Raw genomic sequence first — 18,293 nt, forward strand, 5'->3', positions numbered from 1 at the left:
TTTTATTTTTCATAACGATTATTTATCCCCAATGGCAATTAGCTAATCATTTGTTAAACTTATAGTCGTCAGCTGGCACAAGGAGAACATAATGAGTTTTATTAAAGAATTTCGCGAATTTGCGATGCGCGGGAATGTGGTGGATTTGGCAGTGGGTGTCATTATTGGTGCGGCGTTCGGTAAGATCGTATCATCATTAGTAGCCGACATTATCATGCCACCGTTAGGGCTATTAATTGGGGGCATTGATTTCAAACAATTCGCCTTCACGCTGCGTGAGGCTCAAGGGGATATCCCGGCGGTCGTCATGCATTATGGCGTATTCATTCAGAACGTATTTGATTTCGTGATTGTAGCGTTCGCTATTTTTATGGCTATTAAGCTCATCAACAAACTTAACCGTAAAAAAGAAGAGCCGGCTGCAGCGCCCGCACCGACTAAAGAAGAAGTCTTGCTGAGCGAAATTCGCGATCTGTTAAAAGAGCAGAATAATCGCTCTTAATCAGCCGTTGAAAGCAGGAAGGCCAGTGGTAAATAAGCGATTCGCTTGCTTGCCACTGGCCTCCCAGTTACCCCGTTTTGCATGTTTGCCTTTACGCAGATAACTTCCTTTCCCCTTTTTGCTTTTCTCAACGCGCTGTCTGAAAAGCGGGTCGTGAAGTAGAGCCTCAATGGCATTGTCCTTAATTTGTCCCTTCGTGTGCTGATAGCGACTCATAATATCTCCTGGGTTTAGTTTACGTCGTCGGAAGTCTAGACCTGGGCGGACTTAAAATCAACAGCCCCGGTTTTCACCACTGGCCCCCTGTTCAAGGGCTTCCAGAATAGAGCAGTAAATACTGCTATGTGCCGTTCCGCAACAGGCATCATTTAAGCGCTGCAGTGAGCGCTGCATCGTTTGAAGTTCCTGAATCCGCGCTTCCACTTCATCCAGCCTGGCCTGGACAATACTTTTGGACTCCTGGCAGGTATGGTGCTCTGGATCGATGCGGATCGATAATAGCTCACGGATCGAATCCAGCGTGAAGCCTAGCTGACGTGCATGGCGGATAAATCTCAGGCGCTGTAAATCATTGTCGGTATAGAGTCGGAACCCACCCTCGGTTCGTACCTCATGATCGATCATCGCCTGTTTTTCGTAGTAACGGATAGTATCCGGCGTTACGTTTGCCAGCTTTGCAAGTTCACCAATACGGTACATGGTTACTCCTCATTAATCTTCTGCATTAACCTTTCGCTGTACTCTCCACGCAGAAAGTCAGTATTCATACCCGCCTGCCGTAGCTTAAGCTCAACGAGCGCCAGGCGACGGCTAAGTTCTTTGTGTCGTGGATCATCTTCACGAATGCCTTTAAGCAGGTCTGCAAGTTCCACTGCTTCTTTGCGCTGTTCAAGTTCCGGTGGCAGGCAACCGGCATTTTTGAGTAAGCGATAACCCGCTCGTAGTTCAGGCGCGATAAAGGAGTCATCATCAAGCACTAATGGCTCGCCGCTACCCGGAAGGTTATCGAAATCGCCTTTTCGTTGGGCATCGCTGATATGGCGTTCTGCCCACTGGTCGAGCAACCACATGATGGACTCCAGGGGATGAACAGAAAAGATACAGATATTGTAGAGATGTAGGGATTCTGCGGATATAAAAAAACCCGCCGAAGCGGGTTTTTTTACGTTACTACAGATTACTCTGCAGCAGCTTCTGCTTTCTCTGAACGATCAACCAGCTCGATGTAAGCCATCGGCGCATTGTCGCCTGCACGGAAGCCACACTTCAGAATGCGAGTGTAACCACCGGCACGGCTCGCGAAACGCGGGCCCAGTTCGTTAAACAGTTTTGCCACGATCTCGTTATCACGAGTACGGGCGAATGCCAGACGACGATTAGCAACGCTGTCAGTCTTGGCAAGAGTAATCAGCGGCTCAACTACGCGACGCAGCTCTTTCGCTTTAGGCAGGGTCGTCTTGATGATCTCATGACGAACCAGTGAACCTGCCATGTTGCGGAACATAGCCTGGCGATGGCTGCTGTTGCGGTTCAGTTGACGACCACTCTTACGATGGCGCATGACCTTATCCTTCTCAGTAAAACCTTAACCTGTGATCCGGTTACTCGTCAGCAATGCTTGCTGGTGGCCAGTTTTCCAGGCGCATGCCCAGAGACAGACCACGTGAAGCCAGCACGTCTTTAATCTCGGTAAGAGATTTTTTACCCAGGTTCGGCGTTTTCAGCAACTCAACCTCGGTACGCTGTACCAGATCACCGATATAGTGGATAGCTTCTGCCTTGAGGCAGTTAGCAGAGCGGACAGTCAATTCCAGATCGTCAACAGGGCGCAGCAGGATCGGATCGAATTCTGGTTTCTCTTCTTTCACTTCCGGCTGACGTACATCACGTAAGTCAACGAAAGCTTCCAGTTGTTCTGCCAGGATGGTTGCCGCACGACGAATCGCCTCTTCAGGATCGATTGTGCCGTTGGTTTCCATTTCGATGACCAGCTTGTCCAGGTCGGTACGCTGTTCTACACGCGCTGCTTCAACATTGTAGGCAATACGCTCTACAGGGCTGTAGCATGCGTCGACCAGCAGACGGCCGATTGGGCGCTCATCTTCTTCCGAATGAATTCGGGCAGAAGCCGGCACATAACCACGACCGCGCTGAACTTTGATACGCATGCTAATAGCCGCGTTCTCATCGGTCAGGTGGCAGATCACGTGCTGCGGCTTGACGATTTCAACATCACCGTCGTGGGTGATGTCGGCTGCAGTCACAGGGCCAATGCCAGATTTATTCAGAGTAAGAATAACTTCATCTTTACCCTGAACTCTCACCGCCAGCCCTTTCAGGTTGAGCAGGATTTCAAGGATATCTTCCTGAACGCCTTCTTTGGTGCTGTACTCATGAAGTACACCATCAATCTCAACCTCGGTCACCGCGCAACCCGGCATCGATGAGAGCAGAATACGGCGCAGTGCGTTACCCAGAGTATGGCCAAAGCCACGCTCTAAAGGCTCAAGGGTCACCTTGGCGTGCGTCGAACTCACTTGCTCGATATCTACCAGGCGCGGTTTTAGAAACTCTGTCACAGAACCCTGCATTGTGTCCTCTCTTTGGTACTAAGCTTTACTTGGAGTAAAGCTCGACGATCAGGTGTTCGTTAATGTCCGCAGACAGATCAGAACGTTCTGGCTGACGCTTGAACGTACCTTCCATCTTGCCAGCATCAACTTCCAGCCAGGTTGGCTTTTCACGCTGCTCAGCCAGCTCCAGAGCGGCTTTCACGCGAGATTGCTTTTTCGCTTTCTCACGAATGCTAACAACGTCATTCGCTTTAACCTGATAAGAAGCGATGTTAACAACACGACCGTTTACCATGATTGCTTTATGGCTAACCAGCTGGCGTGATTCAGCACGAGTCGCGCCGAAGCCCATACGGTAAACAACGTTGTCCAGACGACCTTCCAGCAGGGCCAGCAGGTTTTCACCTGTGTTGCCTTTCAGACGTGCTGCTTCTTTATAATAGTTACGGAACTGACGCTCCAGCACACCGTACATACGGCGAACTTTTTGCTTTTCACGCAACTGCACACCATAGTCAGACAGACGCGGTTTACGCGCACCGTGCTGGCCAGGAGCTTGTTCAATTTTACACTTGGTATCGATCGCGCGAACGCCAGACTTAAGGAATAAGTCGGTGCCCTCACGACGGCTCAGCTTGAGCTTAGGACCCAAATATCTTGCCATTTTCTATCTCCAACTAACCTAAAAAACGAGCGTTATACGCGACGTTTTTTCGGCGGACGACAACCGTTATGAGGGATCGGAGTCACATCAGTAATATTCGTGATGCGGAAACCAGCGGCGTTCAGAGCGCGAACAGTAGATTCACGACCCGGACCCGGACCTTTAACCATAACTTCCAGATTCTTGATGCCGTATTCTTTTACGGCTTCAGCGCAACGCTCTGCTGCAACCTGAGCTGCAAACGGAGTGGATTTGCGAGAACCACGGAAACCGGAACCACCGGCTGTTGCCCAACCCAATGCGTTACCCTGACGATCAGTAATGGTAACGATGGTGTTGTTGAAAGAAGCATGGATATGAGCCACGCCGTCAGAGACTTGTTTTCTTACACGTTTACGTGCACGAATTGGTGCCTTTGCCATTATTCAATCACCCCGATTATTTCTTGATCGGTTTGCGCGGACCCTTACGGGTACGTGCGTTGGTCTTAGTACGCTGACCGCGCACTGGCAGACCACGACGATGACGCAAACCGCGATAGCAACCAAGATCCATCAGGCGCTTGATGCTCATGCTGATTTCACGGCGCAGATCACCTTCAACGACAAATTTGGCAACTTCGTCACGCAGCGTGTCGATTTGTCCTTCAGACAGCTCACTGATCTTAACATCTTCAGCGATACCCGCTGCAGCCAGGATGGCTTTAGAACGGGTCTTGCCGATGCCGTAGATCGAAGTTAATGCGATCACAGCATGTTTCTGATCAGGAATGTTAATGCCTGCTATACGGGCCACTATGCACTCCTACTATTTAATATGTACGCACCATGCTGAAAAGCCCGTTTTCAGGATACTCAAATGGAAACGTACAGACATACAAAAGATTGGCTGGCTAATCTAGCCAGCTCAACCCAACTTTGCAAGAAAAATATGCGAAATAATCAGCCTTGGCGCTGTTTATGCTTCGGCTCGGCACTGCAAATCACACGGATGACACCATCACGCTTAACGATTTTGCAGTTACGGCATAATTTCTTGACGGAAGCACGAACTTTCATTTTTACTCTCCGTAACTTCTCAGGCGACCAATTAGCGGCCGTAGCCTTTCAGGTTCGCCTTCTTCAATGCAGACTCATACTGACTGGACATCATCAGAGTTTGCACTTGAGCCATAAAGTCCATAATCACGACAACAACGATAAGCAGTGAGGTCCCACCGAAGTAGAACGGTACTTTCATTGCATCACGCATGAACTCCGGGATCAGGCAGATAAAAGTAATATAAAGCGCACCAACCAAAGTCAGGCGTGTCATTACTTTATCGATATACTTCGCCGTTTGCTCTCCCGGACGAATTCCTGGTACAAATGCACCGGACTTCTTCAGGTTATCTGCTGTTTCACGCGGGTTGAAAACCAACGCCGTGTAGAAGAAACAGAAGAAGATGATCGCAGACGCATAGAGTAACACATAAAGTGGTTGCCCAGGCTGCAAATACAGCGAAATTGTTGTCAGCCAGTTCCAACCAGTACCGCCCCCGAACCATGACGCGATGGTTGCCGGGAACAGAATAATACTGGAAGCGAAGATAGCCGGGATAACCCCCGCCATGTTCACTTTCAGCGGTAAATGTGTGCTCTGTGCAGCATAGACACGACGACCTTGCTGACGTTTGGCGTAGTTCACCACAATGCGGCGTTGACCACGTTCAACAAAGACAACAAAGAACGTCACTGCAAATACTAATACTGCAACCAACAGCAACAGGAGGAAGTGCAGGTCGCCTTGACGCGCTTGCTCGATAGTGTGGGCGATGGCTGGCGGGAGACCCGCAACAATACCGGCGAAAATAATGATTGAGATACCGTTACCGATACCACGTTCAGTAATCTGTTCGCCGAGCCACATCAGGAACATCGTCCCTGTGACCAGACTTACAACAGCGGTGAAATAGAATGCAAAGCCTGGATTAAGAACCAGGCCCTGCATACCAGGCATATTCGGAAGACCGGTAGCAATACCGATCGACTGGAATATTGCCAGCACCAGAGTGCCGTAACGGGTGTACTGGCTAATCTTACGACGTCCAGATTCCCCTTCTTTCTTCAGTTCTGCCAGGGCCGGATGAACGACCGTCAGCAGCTGGATAATAATCGAAGCCGAAATGTACGGCATGATACCCAGCGCGAAGATAGAAGCACGGCTGAGAGCACCACCAGAGAACATGTTAAACATCTCAATGATGGTGCCTCGCTGTTGCTCAAGCAGTTTGGCAAGTACAGCGGCATCGATACCAGGGATCGGAATAAAAGAGCCAATACGGAACACAATCAGCGCGCCGATAACAAACAGCAGTCTGCGTTTCAGCTCGCCAAATCCACCTTTGGCACTTTGAAAATCTAATCCCGGTTGCTTAGCCATCTGCTACTTATTCCTCAATTTTACCGCCAGCAGCTTCGATAGCAGCACGAGCACCTTTAGTAACACGCAGGCCACGAACAGTTACCGGAGTAGAAACTTCACCAGACAGGATCACTTTCGCGAACTCGATCTGGATACCGATAATGTTAGCTGCTTTCAGCGTGTTCAGGTCTACAACGCCGCCTTCAACTTTCGCCAGGTCAGACAGACGGACTTCCGCTGTGATCGCTGCTTTGCGAGAGGTGAAGCCGAACTTCGGCAGACGACGGTACAGTGGCATCTGGCCACCCTCGAAACCGCGACGTACGCCACCGCCAGAACGAGAGTTCTGACCTTTGTGACCACGACCACCGGTTTTGCCGAGGCCAGAACCGATACCACGACCCAGGCGTTTACCCGCCTTTTTAGAGCCTTCGGCCGGAGACAGAGTATTTAAACGCATCTCTTACTCCTCAACTTTAACCATGAAGTAAACCGCGTTGACCATACCACGAACAGCAGGAGTATCCTCGCGCTCAACGGTATGACCAATACGACGCAGACCCAGGCCAAGCAGCGTTGCCTTGTGTTTCGGCAGACGACCGATTGCACTGCGGGTTTGAGTGATTTTAATAGTCTTTGCCATGGTCAATTACCCCAGAATTTCTTCAACGGATTTACCACGCTTGGCAGCGACCATTTCTGGAGAATTCATATTTTCCAGGCCATCAATAGTTGCACGAACCACGTTGATCGGGTTGGTGGAACCATATGCTTTAGCCAGAACGTTATGAACCCCAGCAACTTCCAGAACGGCGCGCATTGCACCACCGGCGATGATACCGGTACCTTCTGAAGCTGGCTGCATGAATACACGAGAACCCGTGTGAACACCTTTAACCGGGTGTTGCAGGGTGCCGTTGTTCAGCGCGACGTTAATCATATTGCGACGGGCTTTTTCCATCGCTTTCTGGATCGCTGCTGGAACTTCACGCGCTTTACCGTAACCAAAACCAACGCGACCGTTACCATCGCCAACAACAGTCAGAGCTGTGAAGGAGAAAATACGACCACCTTTAACGGTTTTAGATACGCGGTTTACCGCGATCAGCTTTTCCTGCAGTTCGCCAGCCTGTTTTTCGATGTGAGCCATCTTACACCTCTACCTTAGAACTGAAGGCCAGCTTCACGGGCAGCATCTGCCAGTGCCTGGACACGACCATGATATTGGAACCCGGAACGGTCAAAGGAAACATTGCTGATGCCTTTTTCCAGAGCGCGTTCAGCAACAGCTTTACCTACAGCTGCAGCGGCGTCTTTGTTACCGGTGTACTTCAATTGTTCTGAGATAGCTTTTTCTACAGTAGAAGCAGCTACCAGAACTTCAGAACCGTTCGGTGCAATTACCTGTGCGTAAATATGACGCGGGGTACGATGTACCACCAGGCGAGTTGCACCCAGCTCTTTGAGCTTGCGGCGTGCGCGGGTCGCACGACGGATACGAGCAGATTTCTTATCCATAGTGTTACCTTACTTCTTCTTAGCCTCTTTGGTACGCACGACTTCGTCGGCGTAACGAACACCCTTGCCTTTGTAAGGCTCAGGACGACGGTAGGCGCGCAGATCTGCTGCAACCTGACCGATCAGCTGTTTATCAGCGCCTTTCAGCACGATTTCTGTCTGAGTCGGACATTCTGCAGTGATACCGGCTGGCAGCTGATGCTCAACAGGGTGTGAGAAGCCCAGAGACAGGCCTACTGCATTCCCTTTGATCGCTGCACGATAACCTACACCAACCAGCTGAAGCTTTTTAGTGAAGCCTTCGGTAACACCAACAACCATTGAGTTCAGCAGGGCACGCGCGGTACCAGCCTGAGCCCATCCATCCACGAAACCATCACGTGGACCGAAGGTCAGAGCGTTATCTGCATGTTTAACTTCAACAGCATTGTTGAGGGTACGAGTCAGCTCGCCGTTTTTACCTTTGATCGTAATAACCTGACCGTCGATTTTTACATCAACGCCGGCAGGAATAACGACCGGTGCTTTAGCAACACGAGACATTCTTTCCTCCGATTAGGCTACGTAGCAGATAATTTCGCCACCAAGACCAGCCTGGCGCGCTGCACGATCAGTCATAACACCTTTAGAGGTAGAAACAACTGCGATACCAAGACCAGCCATTACTTTTGGCAGCTCATCTTTTTTCTTATAGATGCGCAGGCCTGGGCGGCTGACACGCTGAATGCTTTCTACAACAGCTTTACCCTGGAAATACTTGAGAGTAAGTTCCAGTTCCGGCTTGGTGTCGCCTTCAACTTTAAAATCTTCGATAAAACCTTCTTCCTTCAGCACGTTGGCAATTGCCACTTTCAGCTTGGCGGAAGGCATGGTGACCGCAACTTTGTTCGCGGCCTGACCGTTACGGATACGGGTCAGCATATCCGCGATCGGATCTTGCATGCTCATCTGTCTTTACTCCCGTGATTCAATTGGTAATTACCAGCTAGCCTTTTTCAAGCCTGGCACTTCACCGCGCATAGCGGCTTCACGCAGTTTGATACGGCTCAACCCAAACTTGCCCACATAACCATGTGGACGACCTGTTTGACGACAGCGGTTACGCTGACGAGACGGGCTGGAATCACGCGGCAGAGACTGCAGCTTGAGAACAGCATTCCAACGATCTTCGTCGGAAGCGTTCACATCAGAAATGATCGCTTTCAGTTCAGCGCGTTTAGCGAAGAATTTATCAGCTAAAGCTACGCGCTTTACTTCGCGTGCTTTCATTGATTGCTTAGCCATTCAGTAACCCTACCTTACTTGCGGAACGGGAAGTCAAAGGCAGCCAGCAGAGCACGGCCTTCTTCGTCAGATTTCGCAGTAGTGGTAATGGTAATATCCAAACCACGCACGCGGTCGACTTTATCGTAGTCGATTTCTGGGAAGATGATCTGCTCACGGACACCCATGCTGTAGTTACCACGACCGTCGAAAGACTTAGCGGACAAGCCACGGAAGTCACGGATACGTGGAACAGCAATAGTGATCAGGCGCTCAAAGAACTCCCACATGCGTTCGCCACGCAGAGTTACTTTACAGCCGATCGGATAGCCCTGACGGATTTTGAAGCCTGCAACTGATTTGCGTGCTTTGGTGATCAACGGTTTTTGACCGGAGATTGCTGTCAGGTCAGCTGCTGCGTTATCCAGCAGTTTCTTGTCAGCGATCGCTTCACCAACACCCATGTTCAGGGTGATCTTCTCGACCCGAGGGACTTGCATGACAGAATTGTAGTTAAACTCAGTCATGAGTTTGTTAACTACTTCGTCTTTGTAGTAATCATGCAGTTTCGCCATCGTACTACTCCAAATTACTTGATAGTTTCGCTGTTAGACTTGAAGAAACGGACTTTTTTGCCGTCTTCGAATCTAAAGCCTACACGGTCAGCCTTGCCGGTAGCCGCATTGAAGATTGCAACGTTAGAAACCTGAATAGCAGCTTCTTTTTCAACGATGCCGCCTGGTTGGTTCAGGGCCGGAACCGGCTTCTGATGTTTCTTAACCAGGTTGATACCTTCAACGACGAGTTTGCCGGAAGACAGAACATTTTTTACTTTACCGCGTTTACCTTTATCTTTACCGGTTAACACGATAACTTCGTCATCACGACGGATTTTCGCTGCCATGATTCGCTCCTTAGAGTACTTCTGGTGCCAGAGAGATAATTTTCATGAACTTCTCAGTACGAAGTTCACGAGTTACCGGCCCAAAGATACGCGTGCCGATAGGCTGCTCGCTGTTATTGTTTAAAATAACGCATGCATTACCATCGAAGCGAATGACAGAACCGTCAGGGCGACGAACACCCTTCTTGGTGCGCACCACTACCGCCTTCAGCACATCACCTTTTTTGACCTTACCACGTGGAATTGCTTCTTTGATGGTGATCTTGATGATGTCGCCTACGCCTGCGTAGCGACGGTGCGAGCCACCCAGAACCTTGATACACATTACGCGACGTGCACCGGAGTTGTCGGCGACGTTCAGCATAGTCTGTTCTTGGATCATTTTAGTGCTCCGCTAATGTCAACTACTACCTGAGACTCTAAAATCAGAGCCGTTAAAAAGCCCCATATCGAGGGCGCGGCATTATAACACCGCTTCTGCAATATGGGTAGAAAAAATAAACGGCTCATCGCTGAGCCGTTTATTCGTATTGAGAAGGCGTACTGTATTACAGAACCGCTTTCTCTACAACGCGAACCAGCGTCCAGGACTTAGTCTTGGACAGTGGACGGCATTCACGGATTTCAACCTTGTCGCCGATACCACATTCGTTGTTCTCGTCATGTACATGCAGTTTGGTCGTACGCTTGATGAATTTACCGTAGATCGGGTGTTTCACAATACGTTCGATAGCTACAACAATGGATTTCTCCATTTTGTCGCTAACAACACGACCTTGCAGAGTACGGATTTTATCGGTCATTACGCACCCGCCTTCTGAGTCAGTAAAGTCTTAACGCGTGCAACATTGCGACGCACTTGCTTCAGCAGGTGAGTCTGTTGCAGCTGGCCACTTGCAGCCTGCATACGCAGGTTGAACTGCTCACGCAGCAGGTTCAGCAGCTCAGCGTTCAGCTCTTCAACGCTTTTTTCACGCAGCTCTTTTGCTTTCATTACATCACCGTCTTAGTTACAAAGGTGGTTTTGATAGGCAGTTTCGCTGCTGCCAGGCCGAAGGCTTCACGGGCCAGCTCTTCCGGAACACCGTCCATTTCATAAAGGACTTTGCCCGGTTGGATCAAGGCAACCCAGTACTCCACGTTACCTTTACCTTTACCCATACGAACTTCCAGTGGCTTCTCGGTGATCGGTTTGTCCGGGAATACACGGATCCAGATCTTACCTTGACGCTTAACTGCACGGGTCATTGCACGACGTGCTGCTTCGATCTGACGTGCAGTCAGACGACCACGGCCAACAGCTTTCAGACCGAAAGTGCCGAAGCTAACATCCGTACCCTGCGCCAGACCACGGTTGCGGCCTTTGTGCACTTTACGGAATTTTGTACGCTTTGGTTGTAACATCAGCGACGCTCCTTATTTACGGCCTTTACGCTGCTGCTTTTTAGGTTGAGCAGCCGGTTTTTCCGGTTGTTCAACAGCAGCCATACCACCCAGGATCTCACCTTTGAAGATCCATACCTTAACGCCGATTACACCGTAAGTGGTGTGCGCTTCAGAGGTGTTGTAGTCGATGTCAGCACGCAGAGTGTGCAGCGGTACGCGACCTTCACGGTACCATTCGGTACGTGCGATTTCCGCGCCGCCCAGACGGCCGCTAACTTCAACTTTGATACCTTTAGCGCCCAGACGCATTGCGTTCTGTACAGCACGCTTCATAGCACGACGGAACATAACACGACGTTCCAGCTGTGAAGTGATGCTGTCAGCAACCAATTTAGCGTCCAGTTCAGGCTTACGAACTTCAGCGATATTGATCTGTGCAGGAACGCCAGCGATATCCGCTACGACCTTGCGCAGTTTTTCTACGTCTTCGCCTTTCTTACCGATAACGATGCCAGGACGAGCGGTGTGAATAGTCACACGGATGCTCTTAGCTGGACGCTCGATAACGATACGAGATACAGACGCTTTAGCCAGTTCCTTAGTCAGGTACTGACGTACTTTAAAATCGCTGTCCAGGTTGTCAGCGAATTCTTTGGTGTTCGCAAACCAGGTAGAGTTCCATGGTTTTACAATACCCAGGCGAATACCATTAGGATGTACTTTCTGACCCATTGCTAGTCTCCAGAGTCTCAGCGATCGGACACAACCACAGTAATGTGGCTGGTGCGCTTCAGGATGCGATCTGCACGACCTTTCGCACGCGGCATAATGCGCTTCATGCTTGGGCCTTCATCTACGAAAATTTTCGCGACTTTCAGATCGTCGATGTCAGCGCCATCGTTGTGTTCAGCGTTAGCAATGGCAGATTCCAGTACTTTCTTGACCAATACCGCAGCTTTCTTGTTGGTATAGGTCAGGATGTCCAGGGCCTGCGACACTTTCTTACCGCGAATCAGGTCAGCAACAAGGCGAACCTTCTGTGCAGAAGAACGAGCATGGCGATGTTGAGCTAAAGTTTCCATCTCTTCCTCCTACCTTATTTCTTCTTCGCTTTTTTATCAGCAGCGTGGCCGCGATAAGTACGAGTCGGTGCGAATTCACCCAGTTTGTGACCAACCATTTCGTCGGTAACAAAGACTGGAACGTGCTGACGACCATTATGGACAGCGATGGTCAAACCGATCATGTTAGGAAAGATCGTTGAACGACGGGACCAAGTGCGCAGGGGCTTCTTGTCTCCGCTTTCCACCGCTTTCTCTACCTTCTTCAGCAAGTGCAGGTCAATAAAAGGACCTTTCTTGAGAGAACGTGGCATGGCTTATCCTCTAAAATTATTTGCTACGGCGACGTACGATAAATTTATCAGTACGCTTGTTGCTGCGGGTCTTCTTACCTTTGGTCTGAACGCCCCACGGAGTTACCGGGTGCTTACCAAAGTTACGACCTTCACCACCACCATGTGGGTGGTCGACTGGGTTCATCGCAGTACCGCGAACGGTAGGACGAACACCACGCCAGCGTGCAGCACCAGCTTTACCCAGAACGCGCAGCATATGCTCAGCATTGCCAACTTCGCCCAGAGTAGCGCGGCAGTCTGCTTCGACTTTACGCATTTCACCAGAACGCAGACGCAGGGTGACATAAGCACCGTCACGCGCAACGATCTGAACGTAAGTACCCGCGGAACGCGCCAGCTGACCGCCTTTACCTGGTTTCATTTCTACGTTATGAACGGTAGAACCAACCGGGATATTGCGCATCGGCAGGGTGTTGCCTGCTTTGATTGCAGCATCAACGCCAGACTGAATCTGGTCGCCAGCTTTCAGGCCTTTAGGGGCCAGGATGTAACGGCGTTCGCCATCTTTGTACAGAACCAGCGCGATGTTCGCGGAACGGTTCGGATCGTACTCAAGACGCTCAACAACTGCTGGGATACCGTCTTTGTTGCGTTTGAAGTCAACAATACGATAAGCCTGCTTGTGGCCACCACCGATGTGACGAGTGGTGATACGGCCATTGTTGTTACGACCACCGGATTTGCTGTTTTTTTCCAGCAACGGAGCAAAAGGTTTGCCCTTGTGCAGCTCAGGGTTAACCACTTTAACTACGTGGCGACGACCCGGAGATGTCGGTTTACATTTAACAACTGCCATTGTATTACTCCTCCGACTTACTCAGCGCCGCCAACGAAGTCCAGATTCTGGCCTTCTTTCAGGGTGACGTAAGCTTTTTTCCAGTCGCTACGACGACCGATACGCTGTCCGTGACGTTTAACTTTCCCTTTAACTACCAGGGTGTTAACGACTTCGACTTCGACTTCAAACAGTTTCTGCACAGCAGCTTTGATCTCTGCTTTGGTCGCGTCTTTAGCAACTTTGAGAACGATGGTGTTTGTTTTTTCCATCGCAGTAGACGCTTTTTCAGAAACGTGCGGTGCGCGCAGCACCTTCAGCAGACGTTCTTCACGAATCATGCCAGCATCTCCTCAACTTGCTTAACAGCATCAGCAGTCATTACGACTTTGTCGAAGGCGATCAGGCTAACCGGGTCGATACCAGTTGCATCGCGTACGTCAACCTTGTGCAGGTTACGTGCGGCCAGGAACAGGTTCTCGTCCAGCTCACCGGTGATGATCAGCACATCTTCCAGAGCCATGTCTTTCAGTTTCTGTGCCAGCAGCTTAGTTTTAGGCGCTTCAACAGAGAACTTCTCGACAACGATCAGACGATCCTGACGTACCAGTTCGGACAGGATGCTTTTCAGCGCGCCGCGGTACATCTTTTTGTTAACTTTTTGACTGTGGTCCTGTGGACGCGCAGCGAAGGTCACGCCACCTGAACGCCAGATCGGGCTCTTGATAGAACCTGAACGCGCACGGCCGGTACCTTTCTGACGCCATGGCTTTTTGCCAGAACCAGTTACTTCAGCACGAGTCTTCTGAGCACGAGTACCCTGACGAGCACCAGCTGCATAAGCAACAACAACCTGGTGAACCAGCGCTTCGTTGAAATCACGACCGAAGGTAGTTTCGGAAACAGTCAGCGCGCTCTGCGCGTCTTTCAATACTAATTCCATTGCTATCCCCTTACGCCTTCACAGCTGGTTTAACGATCAGGTCGCTACCGGTTGCACCCGGAACTGCACCTTTAACCAGCAGCAGGTTGCGCTCAGCGTCAACACGTACTACGTCCAGGCTCTGAACGGTTACACGTTCGTTACCCAGCTGACCTGCCATTTTCTTGCCTTTGAACACTTTGCCCGGAGTCTGGTTCTGACCGATAGAACCCGGAACGCGGTGAGACAAGGAGTTACCGTGAGTAGCGTCCTGGGTACGGAAGTTCCAGCGCTTAACGGTACCAGCAAAACCTTTACCTTTAGAGGTACCGGTTACGTCAACTTTTTTAACGTCAGCAAACAGCTCAACGCTAATGTCCTGACCTACGGTGAACTCTTCGCCTTCAGCAAGACGGAATTCCCACAGACCACGGCCAGCTTCTACGCCAGCTTTAGCGAAGTGACCCGCTTCTGGTTTGGTTACACGGTTAGCTTTTTTAGCACCAGTGGTCACCTGAACAGCACGGTAGCCATCGTTAGCCAGATCTTTAACCTGAGTAACGCGGTTTGCTTCAACTTCGATTACGGTTACTGGGATAGAAACGCCATCTTCAGTGAAGATGCGGGTCATTCCCACTTTTTTACCGACTAAACCAATCATTGTATCAACCTCTCAATCGCTCGATGACCTGATTAACCCAGGCTGATCTGCACGTCTACACCGGCAGCCAGATCCAGACGCATCAGAGCATCAACGGTTTTCTCAGTTGGCTCAACGATGTCAACCAGACGCTTGTGAGTGCGGATTTCGTACTGATCGCGCGCGTCTTTGTTAACGTGCGGGGAGATCAGAACGGTGAAGCGCTCTTTGCGGGTCGGCAGCGGGATCGGACCACGGACTTGCGCACCAGTGCGCTTAGCAGTCTCGACGATTTCCGCGGTTGATTGATCGATCAGACGATGATCAAACGCTTTCAGGCGGATACGGATTCTTTGGTTCTGCATGAGACCAGAGCTCCAATTATTTTATAAACGAAAATGATTACTCCTCAAACCCATTACGATTGATGGGAGAGTGTAACCGTTCTTACGTAGCTCCCCAATTGGGAGCATTGTTGAGTAACAAAATGAGTTACCCTGGTTCAGATTGAACCCGCCGTCAATTACGACAAGCCCGCGCATTATACGTAAATCTGAGCCATACGCAAGCCTTGTAGAGAAATTAAGCACTACAGACGCGCAATGCGTGAAGGCTCGCAATATTTTCAGTAACGTAACCTGATTCACTTCTTTCTCTGAAGCCGTTACGCATTTTCATTTTTTGCAAATTGCCGGGGGATGGTAATGTGGGGAGTATGCACTCGAACCCTTTTCGAGGCTTACAGTATGCTTACCACCCTCCCCTTTCTGCTGGTCTATTTTTCTCTGTCAGGTTTATTGGTCCGTGAAGATATCCGCTCCGGTATCCTCCCGGATAAATTTCTCTGCCCGCTGCTGTGGGCTGGGCTGCTCTATCAGCTATGCAGCCACCCTGATTTTCTCCCCAGTGCAGTGGTTGGCTCAATGGCGGGATATCTGGGATTTGCCGCTATCTATTGGGGCTATCGGCTTATACGTCATCGTGAAGGGATGGGATATGGCGATGTAAAATACCTGGCGGCGCTGGGAGCCTGGCATGGCTGGTGTGTTTTGCCGCTTCTGGCATTGGTTGCCGCGCTCATGGCAACGCTGTACCTGTTAATTCTCTCTTTGCTGAACCCTGAAAAAAGGACATTAAAAAACCCACTGCCTTTTGGACCATTCCTGGCGGCAGCGGGTTTAAGTGTCGGCTGGCAAAACTTAATTAATCTTCCACTTTGATTTGCGACTGAAGATAGTTTTGCAGGCCAATTTTGCCGATGAGATCCAACTCGGTTTCCAGCCAGTCGATATGCCCTTCCTCATCGGCCAGGATTTGGATCATCATATCTCGGCTTACATAGTCATGAACGCTGTCTGCATAGGCGATAGCTTCACGAAGATCCTTCGCCCCTTCGAGTTCTAACGTAAGATCGGAGCGCAGCATCTCTTCGACATCTTCACCGATGCCAAGTTTTCCGAGGTCCTGCAGGTTTGGGATGCCTTCGAGAAATAAAATACGCTCGATATATTTATCGGCATGTTTCATTTCATCGATGGACTCATGGTATTCAACGTCGTTGAGGCGAGTCAGGCCCCAGTTTTTGAACATTCTTGCATGAAGAAAATACTGATTGATTGCGACAAGCTCATTTCCCAATAATTTATTGAGATAACTTATGATTTTAACATCACCTTTCATTATATAGTCCCTCCGCTTCCACTCATTGAAGCGTAGATCGGGCTACAGGGATGTCAAAAAAAAGATAGGAGCTTAGGCGATCTCTTTGAACTCCGGAATTTGCATCAATTCGTCCTGCATGATCTCACGCGCTGCGCGAACACACTTACCGCATTGATTTCCCACCGGAACAAACTTGCGAAGCTGCTGGAATGACTGAGGCTGGAACTGGCGAACGGCCTGACGTATTTTTTTGTCACTCACACCATTGCATAAACAGACGTACATAAACACTCCCGTTCAAAATATGCGCAAAGTGTAAGTGAGAATGGTTATGATTACAATAGCACAGCATCCAGGATACGGGGCGGGGACAAGCAAAAAATGCGAAAATTTGTGACAAGCACAGTATAAGAGAAAACAAAAAAGGACGCCGAAGCGTCCTTTTTTAATTCAGGGATAATTAATTAGCCCAGAACTTTAGCAACAACGCCCGCGCCAACAGTACGGCCGCCTTCACGGATTGCGAAACGCAGACCGTCGTCCATCGCGATTGGGTGGATCAGAGTCACAACCATCTTGATGTTGTCGCCTGGCATTACCATCTCTACGCCTTCTGGCAGTTCGATGGTACCGGTCACGTCAGTTGTACGGAAGTAGAACTGTGGACGGTAGCCTTTGAAGAACGGAGTATGACGGCCGCCTTCGTCTTTGGACAGGATGTACACTTCAGATTCGAACTTGGTGTGTGGCTTGATTGAGCCTGGCTTCGCCAGTACCTGACCACGTTCGATTTCTTCACGTTTGATACCACGCAGCAGAACACCAACGTTCTCACCGGCACGGCCTTCGTCCAGCAGTTTGCGGAACATTTCAACGCCAGTACAGGTAGACTTTGCAGTCTCTTTGATACCAACGATTTCAACTTCTTCGCCAACTTTGATGATACCGCGCTCTACACGACCGGTAACAACGGTACCACGACCGGAGATGGAGAATACGTCTTCGATTGGCAGCAGGAATGGCTTGTCAATTGCACGCTCTGGTTCCGGGATGTAAGAATCCAGGTAGCCAGCCAGTTCGATGATTTTCTCTTCCCACTGTGCTTCGCCTTCCAGCGCTTTCAGTGCAGAACCACGAACGATTGGGGTGTCGTCGCCTGGGAAATCGTACTGAGACAGCAGTTCACGAACTTCCATCTCTACCAGTTCCAGCAGCTCTTCGTCATCAACCATGTCGCATTTGTTCAGGAACACGATGATGAAAGGAACGCCTACCTGACGACCCAGCAGGATGTGCTCACGGGTCTGAGGCATTGGGCCGTCAGTCGCAGCAACAACCAGGATCGCGCCGTCCATCTGCGCAGCACCGGTGATCATGTTTTTAACATAGTCGGCGTGGCCTGGGCAGTCTACGTGTGCGTAGTGGCGAGTCGGGGTGTCATATTCAACGTGAGAGGTGTTGATGGTGATACCACGAGCTTTTTCTTCTGGCGCATTATCGATCTGGTCGAATGCACGAGCAGAACCACCGTAGGTTTTAGCCAGAACGGTAGTGATTGCAGCAGTCAGGGTAGTTTTACCATGGTCAACGTGGCCGATAGTACCGACGTTGACGTGCGGTTTTGTACGTTCAAATTTTTCTTTAGACACGGCTATATTCCTTAC

36 protein-coding genes are annotated in these 18,293 nt (G+C 50.1%); 2 read left to right on the forward strand and 34 right to left on the reverse strand.

Features of this window, described 5'->3' with window-relative positions; translation table 11 throughout:
• Positions 1–91 precede the first annotated feature (91 nt).
• Complete coding sequence (mscL, locus tag EoCCA6_RS09680; RefSeq protein ID WP_152082488.1) at positions 92–502, forward strand: large-conductance mechanosensitive channel protein MscL; 411 nt, start codon at positions 92–94, stop codon at positions 500–502.
• On the opposite strand, the gene EoCCA6_RS09685 is transcribed toward mscL, so the two are convergent.
• The 31 genes from EoCCA6_RS09685 to rpsJ all read right to left on the reverse strand — a co-directional run bounded on the left by EoCCA6_RS09685 (position 503) and on the right by rpsJ (position 15,332).
• Complete coding sequence (locus EoCCA6_RS09685; protein ID WP_152082489.1) at positions 503–718, reverse strand: alternative ribosome-rescue factor A; 216 nt, start codon at positions 716–718, stop codon at positions 503–505.
• 57 nt (positions 719–775) lie between these two features.
• Positions 776–1,201 (reverse strand): Zn(2+)-responsive transcriptional regulator, encoded by a 426-nt coding sequence (zntR, locus tag EoCCA6_RS09690; RefSeq protein WP_152082490.1) that lies wholly within the window; start codon positions 1,199–1,201, stop codon positions 776–778.
• Positions 1,202–1,203: 2 nt separating this feature from the next.
• Positions 1,204–1,572, reverse strand: coding sequence for a DnaJ family domain-containing protein (locus EoCCA6_RS09695; protein WP_152082491.1), 369 nt, complete (start codon positions 1,570–1,572; stop codon positions 1,204–1,206).
• A 107-nt stretch (positions 1,573–1,679) separates the two neighbouring features.
• Positions 1,680–2,063, reverse strand: a complete 384-nt coding sequence (gene rplQ / locus EoCCA6_RS09700; RefSeq protein WP_001216368.1) for a 50S ribosomal protein L17 — start codon at positions 2,061–2,063, stop codon at positions 1,680–1,682.
• Between the two features lie 40 nt (positions 2,064–2,103).
• Positions 2,104–3,093, reverse strand: coding sequence for a DNA-directed RNA polymerase subunit alpha (locus tag EoCCA6_RS09705; RefSeq protein WP_002919219.1), 990 nt, complete (start codon positions 3,091–3,093; stop codon positions 2,104–2,106).
• 25 nt (positions 3,094–3,118) lie between these two features.
• Positions 3,119–3,739, reverse strand: a complete 621-nt coding sequence (gene rpsD / locus EoCCA6_RS09710) for a 30S ribosomal protein S4 (RefSeq protein ID WP_004868345.1) — start codon at positions 3,737–3,739, stop codon at positions 3,119–3,121.
• 32 nt (positions 3,740–3,771) lie between these two features.
• A complete protein-coding gene (gene rpsK, locus EoCCA6_RS09715; protein ID WP_003031137.1) occupies positions 3,772–4,161 on the reverse strand; it encodes a 30S ribosomal protein S11 in 390 nt (129 codons plus the stop codon).
• A gap of 16 nt (positions 4,162–4,177) precedes the next feature.
• The gene (gene rpsM, locus EoCCA6_RS09720; protein WP_013099021.1) at positions 4,178–4,534 is read right to left on the reverse strand and encodes a 30S ribosomal protein S13; all 357 of its coding nucleotides are present in this window, start codon (positions 4,532–4,534) and stop codon (positions 4,178–4,180) included.
• A gap of 146 nt (positions 4,535–4,680) precedes the next feature.
• Positions 4,681–4,797 (reverse strand): 50S ribosomal protein L36, encoded by a 117-nt coding sequence (gene rpmJ, locus EoCCA6_RS09725; RefSeq protein ID WP_000868187.1) that lies wholly within the window; start codon positions 4,795–4,797, stop codon positions 4,681–4,683.
• Between the two features lie 31 nt (positions 4,798–4,828).
• The gene (gene secY / locus EoCCA6_RS09730) at positions 4,829–6,160 is read right to left on the reverse strand and encodes a preprotein translocase subunit SecY (protein ID WP_003863305.1); all 1,332 of its coding nucleotides are present in this window, start codon (positions 6,158–6,160) and stop codon (positions 4,829–4,831) included.
• 7 nt (positions 6,161–6,167) lie between these two features.
• The gene (gene rplO, locus EoCCA6_RS09735; protein ID WP_061706984.1) at positions 6,168–6,602 is read right to left on the reverse strand and encodes a 50S ribosomal protein L15; all 435 of its coding nucleotides are present in this window, start codon (positions 6,600–6,602) and stop codon (positions 6,168–6,170) included.
• A 3-nt stretch (positions 6,603–6,605) separates the two neighbouring features.
• Positions 6,606–6,785: a 50S ribosomal protein L30 gene (gene rpmD, locus EoCCA6_RS09740; protein ID WP_003863301.1), complete on the reverse strand. Its 180-nt coding sequence runs from the start codon at positions 6,783–6,785 to the stop codon at positions 6,606–6,608.
• Positions 6,786–6,791: 6 nt separating this feature from the next.
• Positions 6,792–7,292, reverse strand: a complete 501-nt coding sequence (gene rpsE, locus EoCCA6_RS09745) for a 30S ribosomal protein S5 (RefSeq protein WP_003863299.1) — start codon at positions 7,290–7,292, stop codon at positions 6,792–6,794.
• 14 nt (positions 7,293–7,306) lie between these two features.
• Positions 7,307–7,660 carry a 50S ribosomal protein L18 gene (gene rplR, locus EoCCA6_RS09750; protein WP_003863297.1) on the reverse strand — a complete coding sequence of 118 codons (354 nt, stop codon included), beginning with the start codon at positions 7,658–7,660 and terminating at the stop codon, positions 7,307–7,309.
• 9 nt (positions 7,661–7,669) lie between these two features.
• Entirely contained in the window at positions 7,670–8,203 is a 534-nt protein-coding gene (gene rplF, locus EoCCA6_RS09755) for a 50S ribosomal protein L6 (RefSeq protein ID WP_152082492.1), read from the reverse strand.
• A gap of 12 nt (positions 8,204–8,215) precedes the next feature.
• The gene (rpsH, locus tag EoCCA6_RS09760; RefSeq protein WP_006178918.1) at positions 8,216–8,608 is read right to left on the reverse strand and encodes a 30S ribosomal protein S8; all 393 of its coding nucleotides are present in this window, start codon (positions 8,606–8,608) and stop codon (positions 8,216–8,218) included.
• Positions 8,609–8,638: 30 nt separating this feature from the next.
• The gene (gene rpsN / locus EoCCA6_RS09765) at positions 8,639–8,944 is read right to left on the reverse strand and encodes a 30S ribosomal protein S14 (RefSeq protein ID WP_003863291.1); all 306 of its coding nucleotides are present in this window, start codon (positions 8,942–8,944) and stop codon (positions 8,639–8,641) included.
• A gap of 14 nt (positions 8,945–8,958) precedes the next feature.
• The gene (rplE, locus tag EoCCA6_RS09770) at positions 8,959–9,498 is read right to left on the reverse strand and encodes a 50S ribosomal protein L5 (protein ID WP_001096206.1); all 540 of its coding nucleotides are present in this window, start codon (positions 9,496–9,498) and stop codon (positions 8,959–8,961) included.
• Positions 9,499–9,512: 14 nt separating this feature from the next.
• Positions 9,513–9,827, reverse strand: a complete 315-nt coding sequence (gene rplX / locus EoCCA6_RS09775) for a 50S ribosomal protein L24 (RefSeq protein WP_003863287.1) — start codon at positions 9,825–9,827, stop codon at positions 9,513–9,515.
• 10 nt (positions 9,828–9,837) lie between these two features.
• Positions 9,838–10,209: a 50S ribosomal protein L14 gene (gene rplN, locus EoCCA6_RS09780; RefSeq protein WP_002919748.1), complete on the reverse strand. Its 372-nt coding sequence runs from the start codon at positions 10,207–10,209 to the stop codon at positions 9,838–9,840.
• A 166-nt stretch (positions 10,210–10,375) separates the two neighbouring features.
• Positions 10,376–10,630: a 30S ribosomal protein S17 gene (gene rpsQ / locus EoCCA6_RS09785; protein ID WP_008503489.1), complete on the reverse strand. Its 255-nt coding sequence runs from the start codon at positions 10,628–10,630 to the stop codon at positions 10,376–10,378.
• Positions 10,630–10,821 carry a 50S ribosomal protein L29 gene (gene rpmC / locus EoCCA6_RS09790; protein ID WP_003863282.1) on the reverse strand — a complete coding sequence of 64 codons (192 nt, stop codon included), beginning with the start codon at positions 10,819–10,821 and terminating at the stop codon, positions 10,630–10,632. Before rpmC ends, rpsQ begins: the two co-directional genes overlap by 1 nt.
• Complete coding sequence (gene rplP, locus EoCCA6_RS09795) at positions 10,821–11,231, reverse strand: 50S ribosomal protein L16 (protein ID WP_002919759.1); 411 nt, start codon at positions 11,229–11,231, stop codon at positions 10,821–10,823. Before rplP ends, rpmC begins: the two co-directional genes overlap by 1 nt.
• A gap of 12 nt (positions 11,232–11,243) precedes the next feature.
• Positions 11,244–11,945, reverse strand: coding sequence for a 30S ribosomal protein S3 (gene rpsC, locus EoCCA6_RS09800; protein WP_000529945.1), 702 nt, complete (start codon positions 11,943–11,945; stop codon positions 11,244–11,246).
• A 17-nt stretch (positions 11,946–11,962) separates the two neighbouring features.
• The gene (rplV, locus tag EoCCA6_RS09805) at positions 11,963–12,295 is read right to left on the reverse strand and encodes a 50S ribosomal protein L22 (RefSeq protein ID WP_002919773.1); all 333 of its coding nucleotides are present in this window, start codon (positions 12,293–12,295) and stop codon (positions 11,963–11,965) included.
• A gap of 14 nt (positions 12,296–12,309) precedes the next feature.
• Positions 12,310–12,588 (reverse strand): 30S ribosomal protein S19, encoded by a 279-nt coding sequence (rpsS, locus tag EoCCA6_RS09810; protein WP_001138117.1) that lies wholly within the window; start codon positions 12,586–12,588, stop codon positions 12,310–12,312.
• Positions 12,589–12,604: 16 nt separating this feature from the next.
• A complete protein-coding gene (gene rplB / locus EoCCA6_RS09815) occupies positions 12,605–13,426 on the reverse strand; it encodes a 50S ribosomal protein L2 (RefSeq protein WP_000301859.1) in 822 nt (273 codons plus the stop codon).
• Positions 13,427–13,443: 17 nt separating this feature from the next.
• Positions 13,444–13,746, reverse strand: a complete 303-nt coding sequence (gene rplW, locus EoCCA6_RS09820) for a 50S ribosomal protein L23 (RefSeq protein WP_000617546.1) — start codon at positions 13,744–13,746, stop codon at positions 13,444–13,446.
• The gene (gene rplD / locus EoCCA6_RS09825; protein WP_000424395.1) at positions 13,743–14,348 is read right to left on the reverse strand and encodes a 50S ribosomal protein L4; all 606 of its coding nucleotides are present in this window, start codon (positions 14,346–14,348) and stop codon (positions 13,743–13,745) included. Before rplD ends, rplW begins: the two co-directional genes overlap by 4 nt.
• A gap of 10 nt (positions 14,349–14,358) precedes the next feature.
• On the reverse strand, positions 14,359–14,988 hold the full coding sequence (rplC, locus tag EoCCA6_RS09830) for a 50S ribosomal protein L3 (protein ID WP_006178923.1): 630 nt from the start codon (positions 14,986–14,988) through the stop codon (positions 14,359–14,361).
• 32 nt (positions 14,989–15,020) lie between these two features.
• On the reverse strand, positions 15,021–15,332 hold the full coding sequence (rpsJ, locus tag EoCCA6_RS09835) for a 30S ribosomal protein S10 (protein WP_001181005.1): 312 nt from the start codon (positions 15,330–15,332) through the stop codon (positions 15,021–15,023).
• 381 nt (positions 15,333–15,713) lie between these two features.
• Here rpsJ and EoCCA6_RS09845 point away from each other — a divergent pair, with 381 nt between their 5' ends.
• Positions 15,714–16,187, forward strand: a complete 474-nt coding sequence (locus EoCCA6_RS09845; RefSeq protein ID WP_152084432.1) for a prepilin peptidase — start codon at positions 15,714–15,716, stop codon at positions 16,185–16,187.
• On the opposite strand, the gene bfr is transcribed toward EoCCA6_RS09845, so the two are convergent.
• The 3 genes from bfr to tuf form a co-directional block, all read right to left on the reverse strand.
• A complete protein-coding gene (bfr, locus tag EoCCA6_RS09850) occupies positions 16,171–16,647 on the reverse strand; it encodes a bacterioferritin (RefSeq protein ID WP_152082494.1) in 477 nt (158 codons plus the stop codon). The genes EoCCA6_RS09845 and bfr overlap by 17 nt on opposite strands.
• Before the next feature lie 72 nt (positions 16,648–16,719).
• Positions 16,720–16,914: a bacterioferritin-associated ferredoxin gene (bfd, locus tag EoCCA6_RS09855; RefSeq protein WP_003863268.1), complete on the reverse strand. Its 195-nt coding sequence runs from the start codon at positions 16,912–16,914 to the stop codon at positions 16,720–16,722.
• Between the two features lie 179 nt (positions 16,915–17,093).
• A complete protein-coding gene (gene tuf, locus EoCCA6_RS09860; RefSeq protein WP_152082495.1) occupies positions 17,094–18,278 on the reverse strand; it encodes an elongation factor Tu in 1,185 nt (394 codons plus the stop codon).
• Between the last annotated feature and the right edge of the window lie 15 nt (positions 18,279–18,293).

The organism is Enterobacter oligotrophicus (assembly GCF_009176645.1).
GTDB classification, from domain to species: Bacteria; Pseudomonadota; Gammaproteobacteria; order Enterobacterales; family Enterobacteriaceae; genus Enterobacter; species Enterobacter oligotrophicus.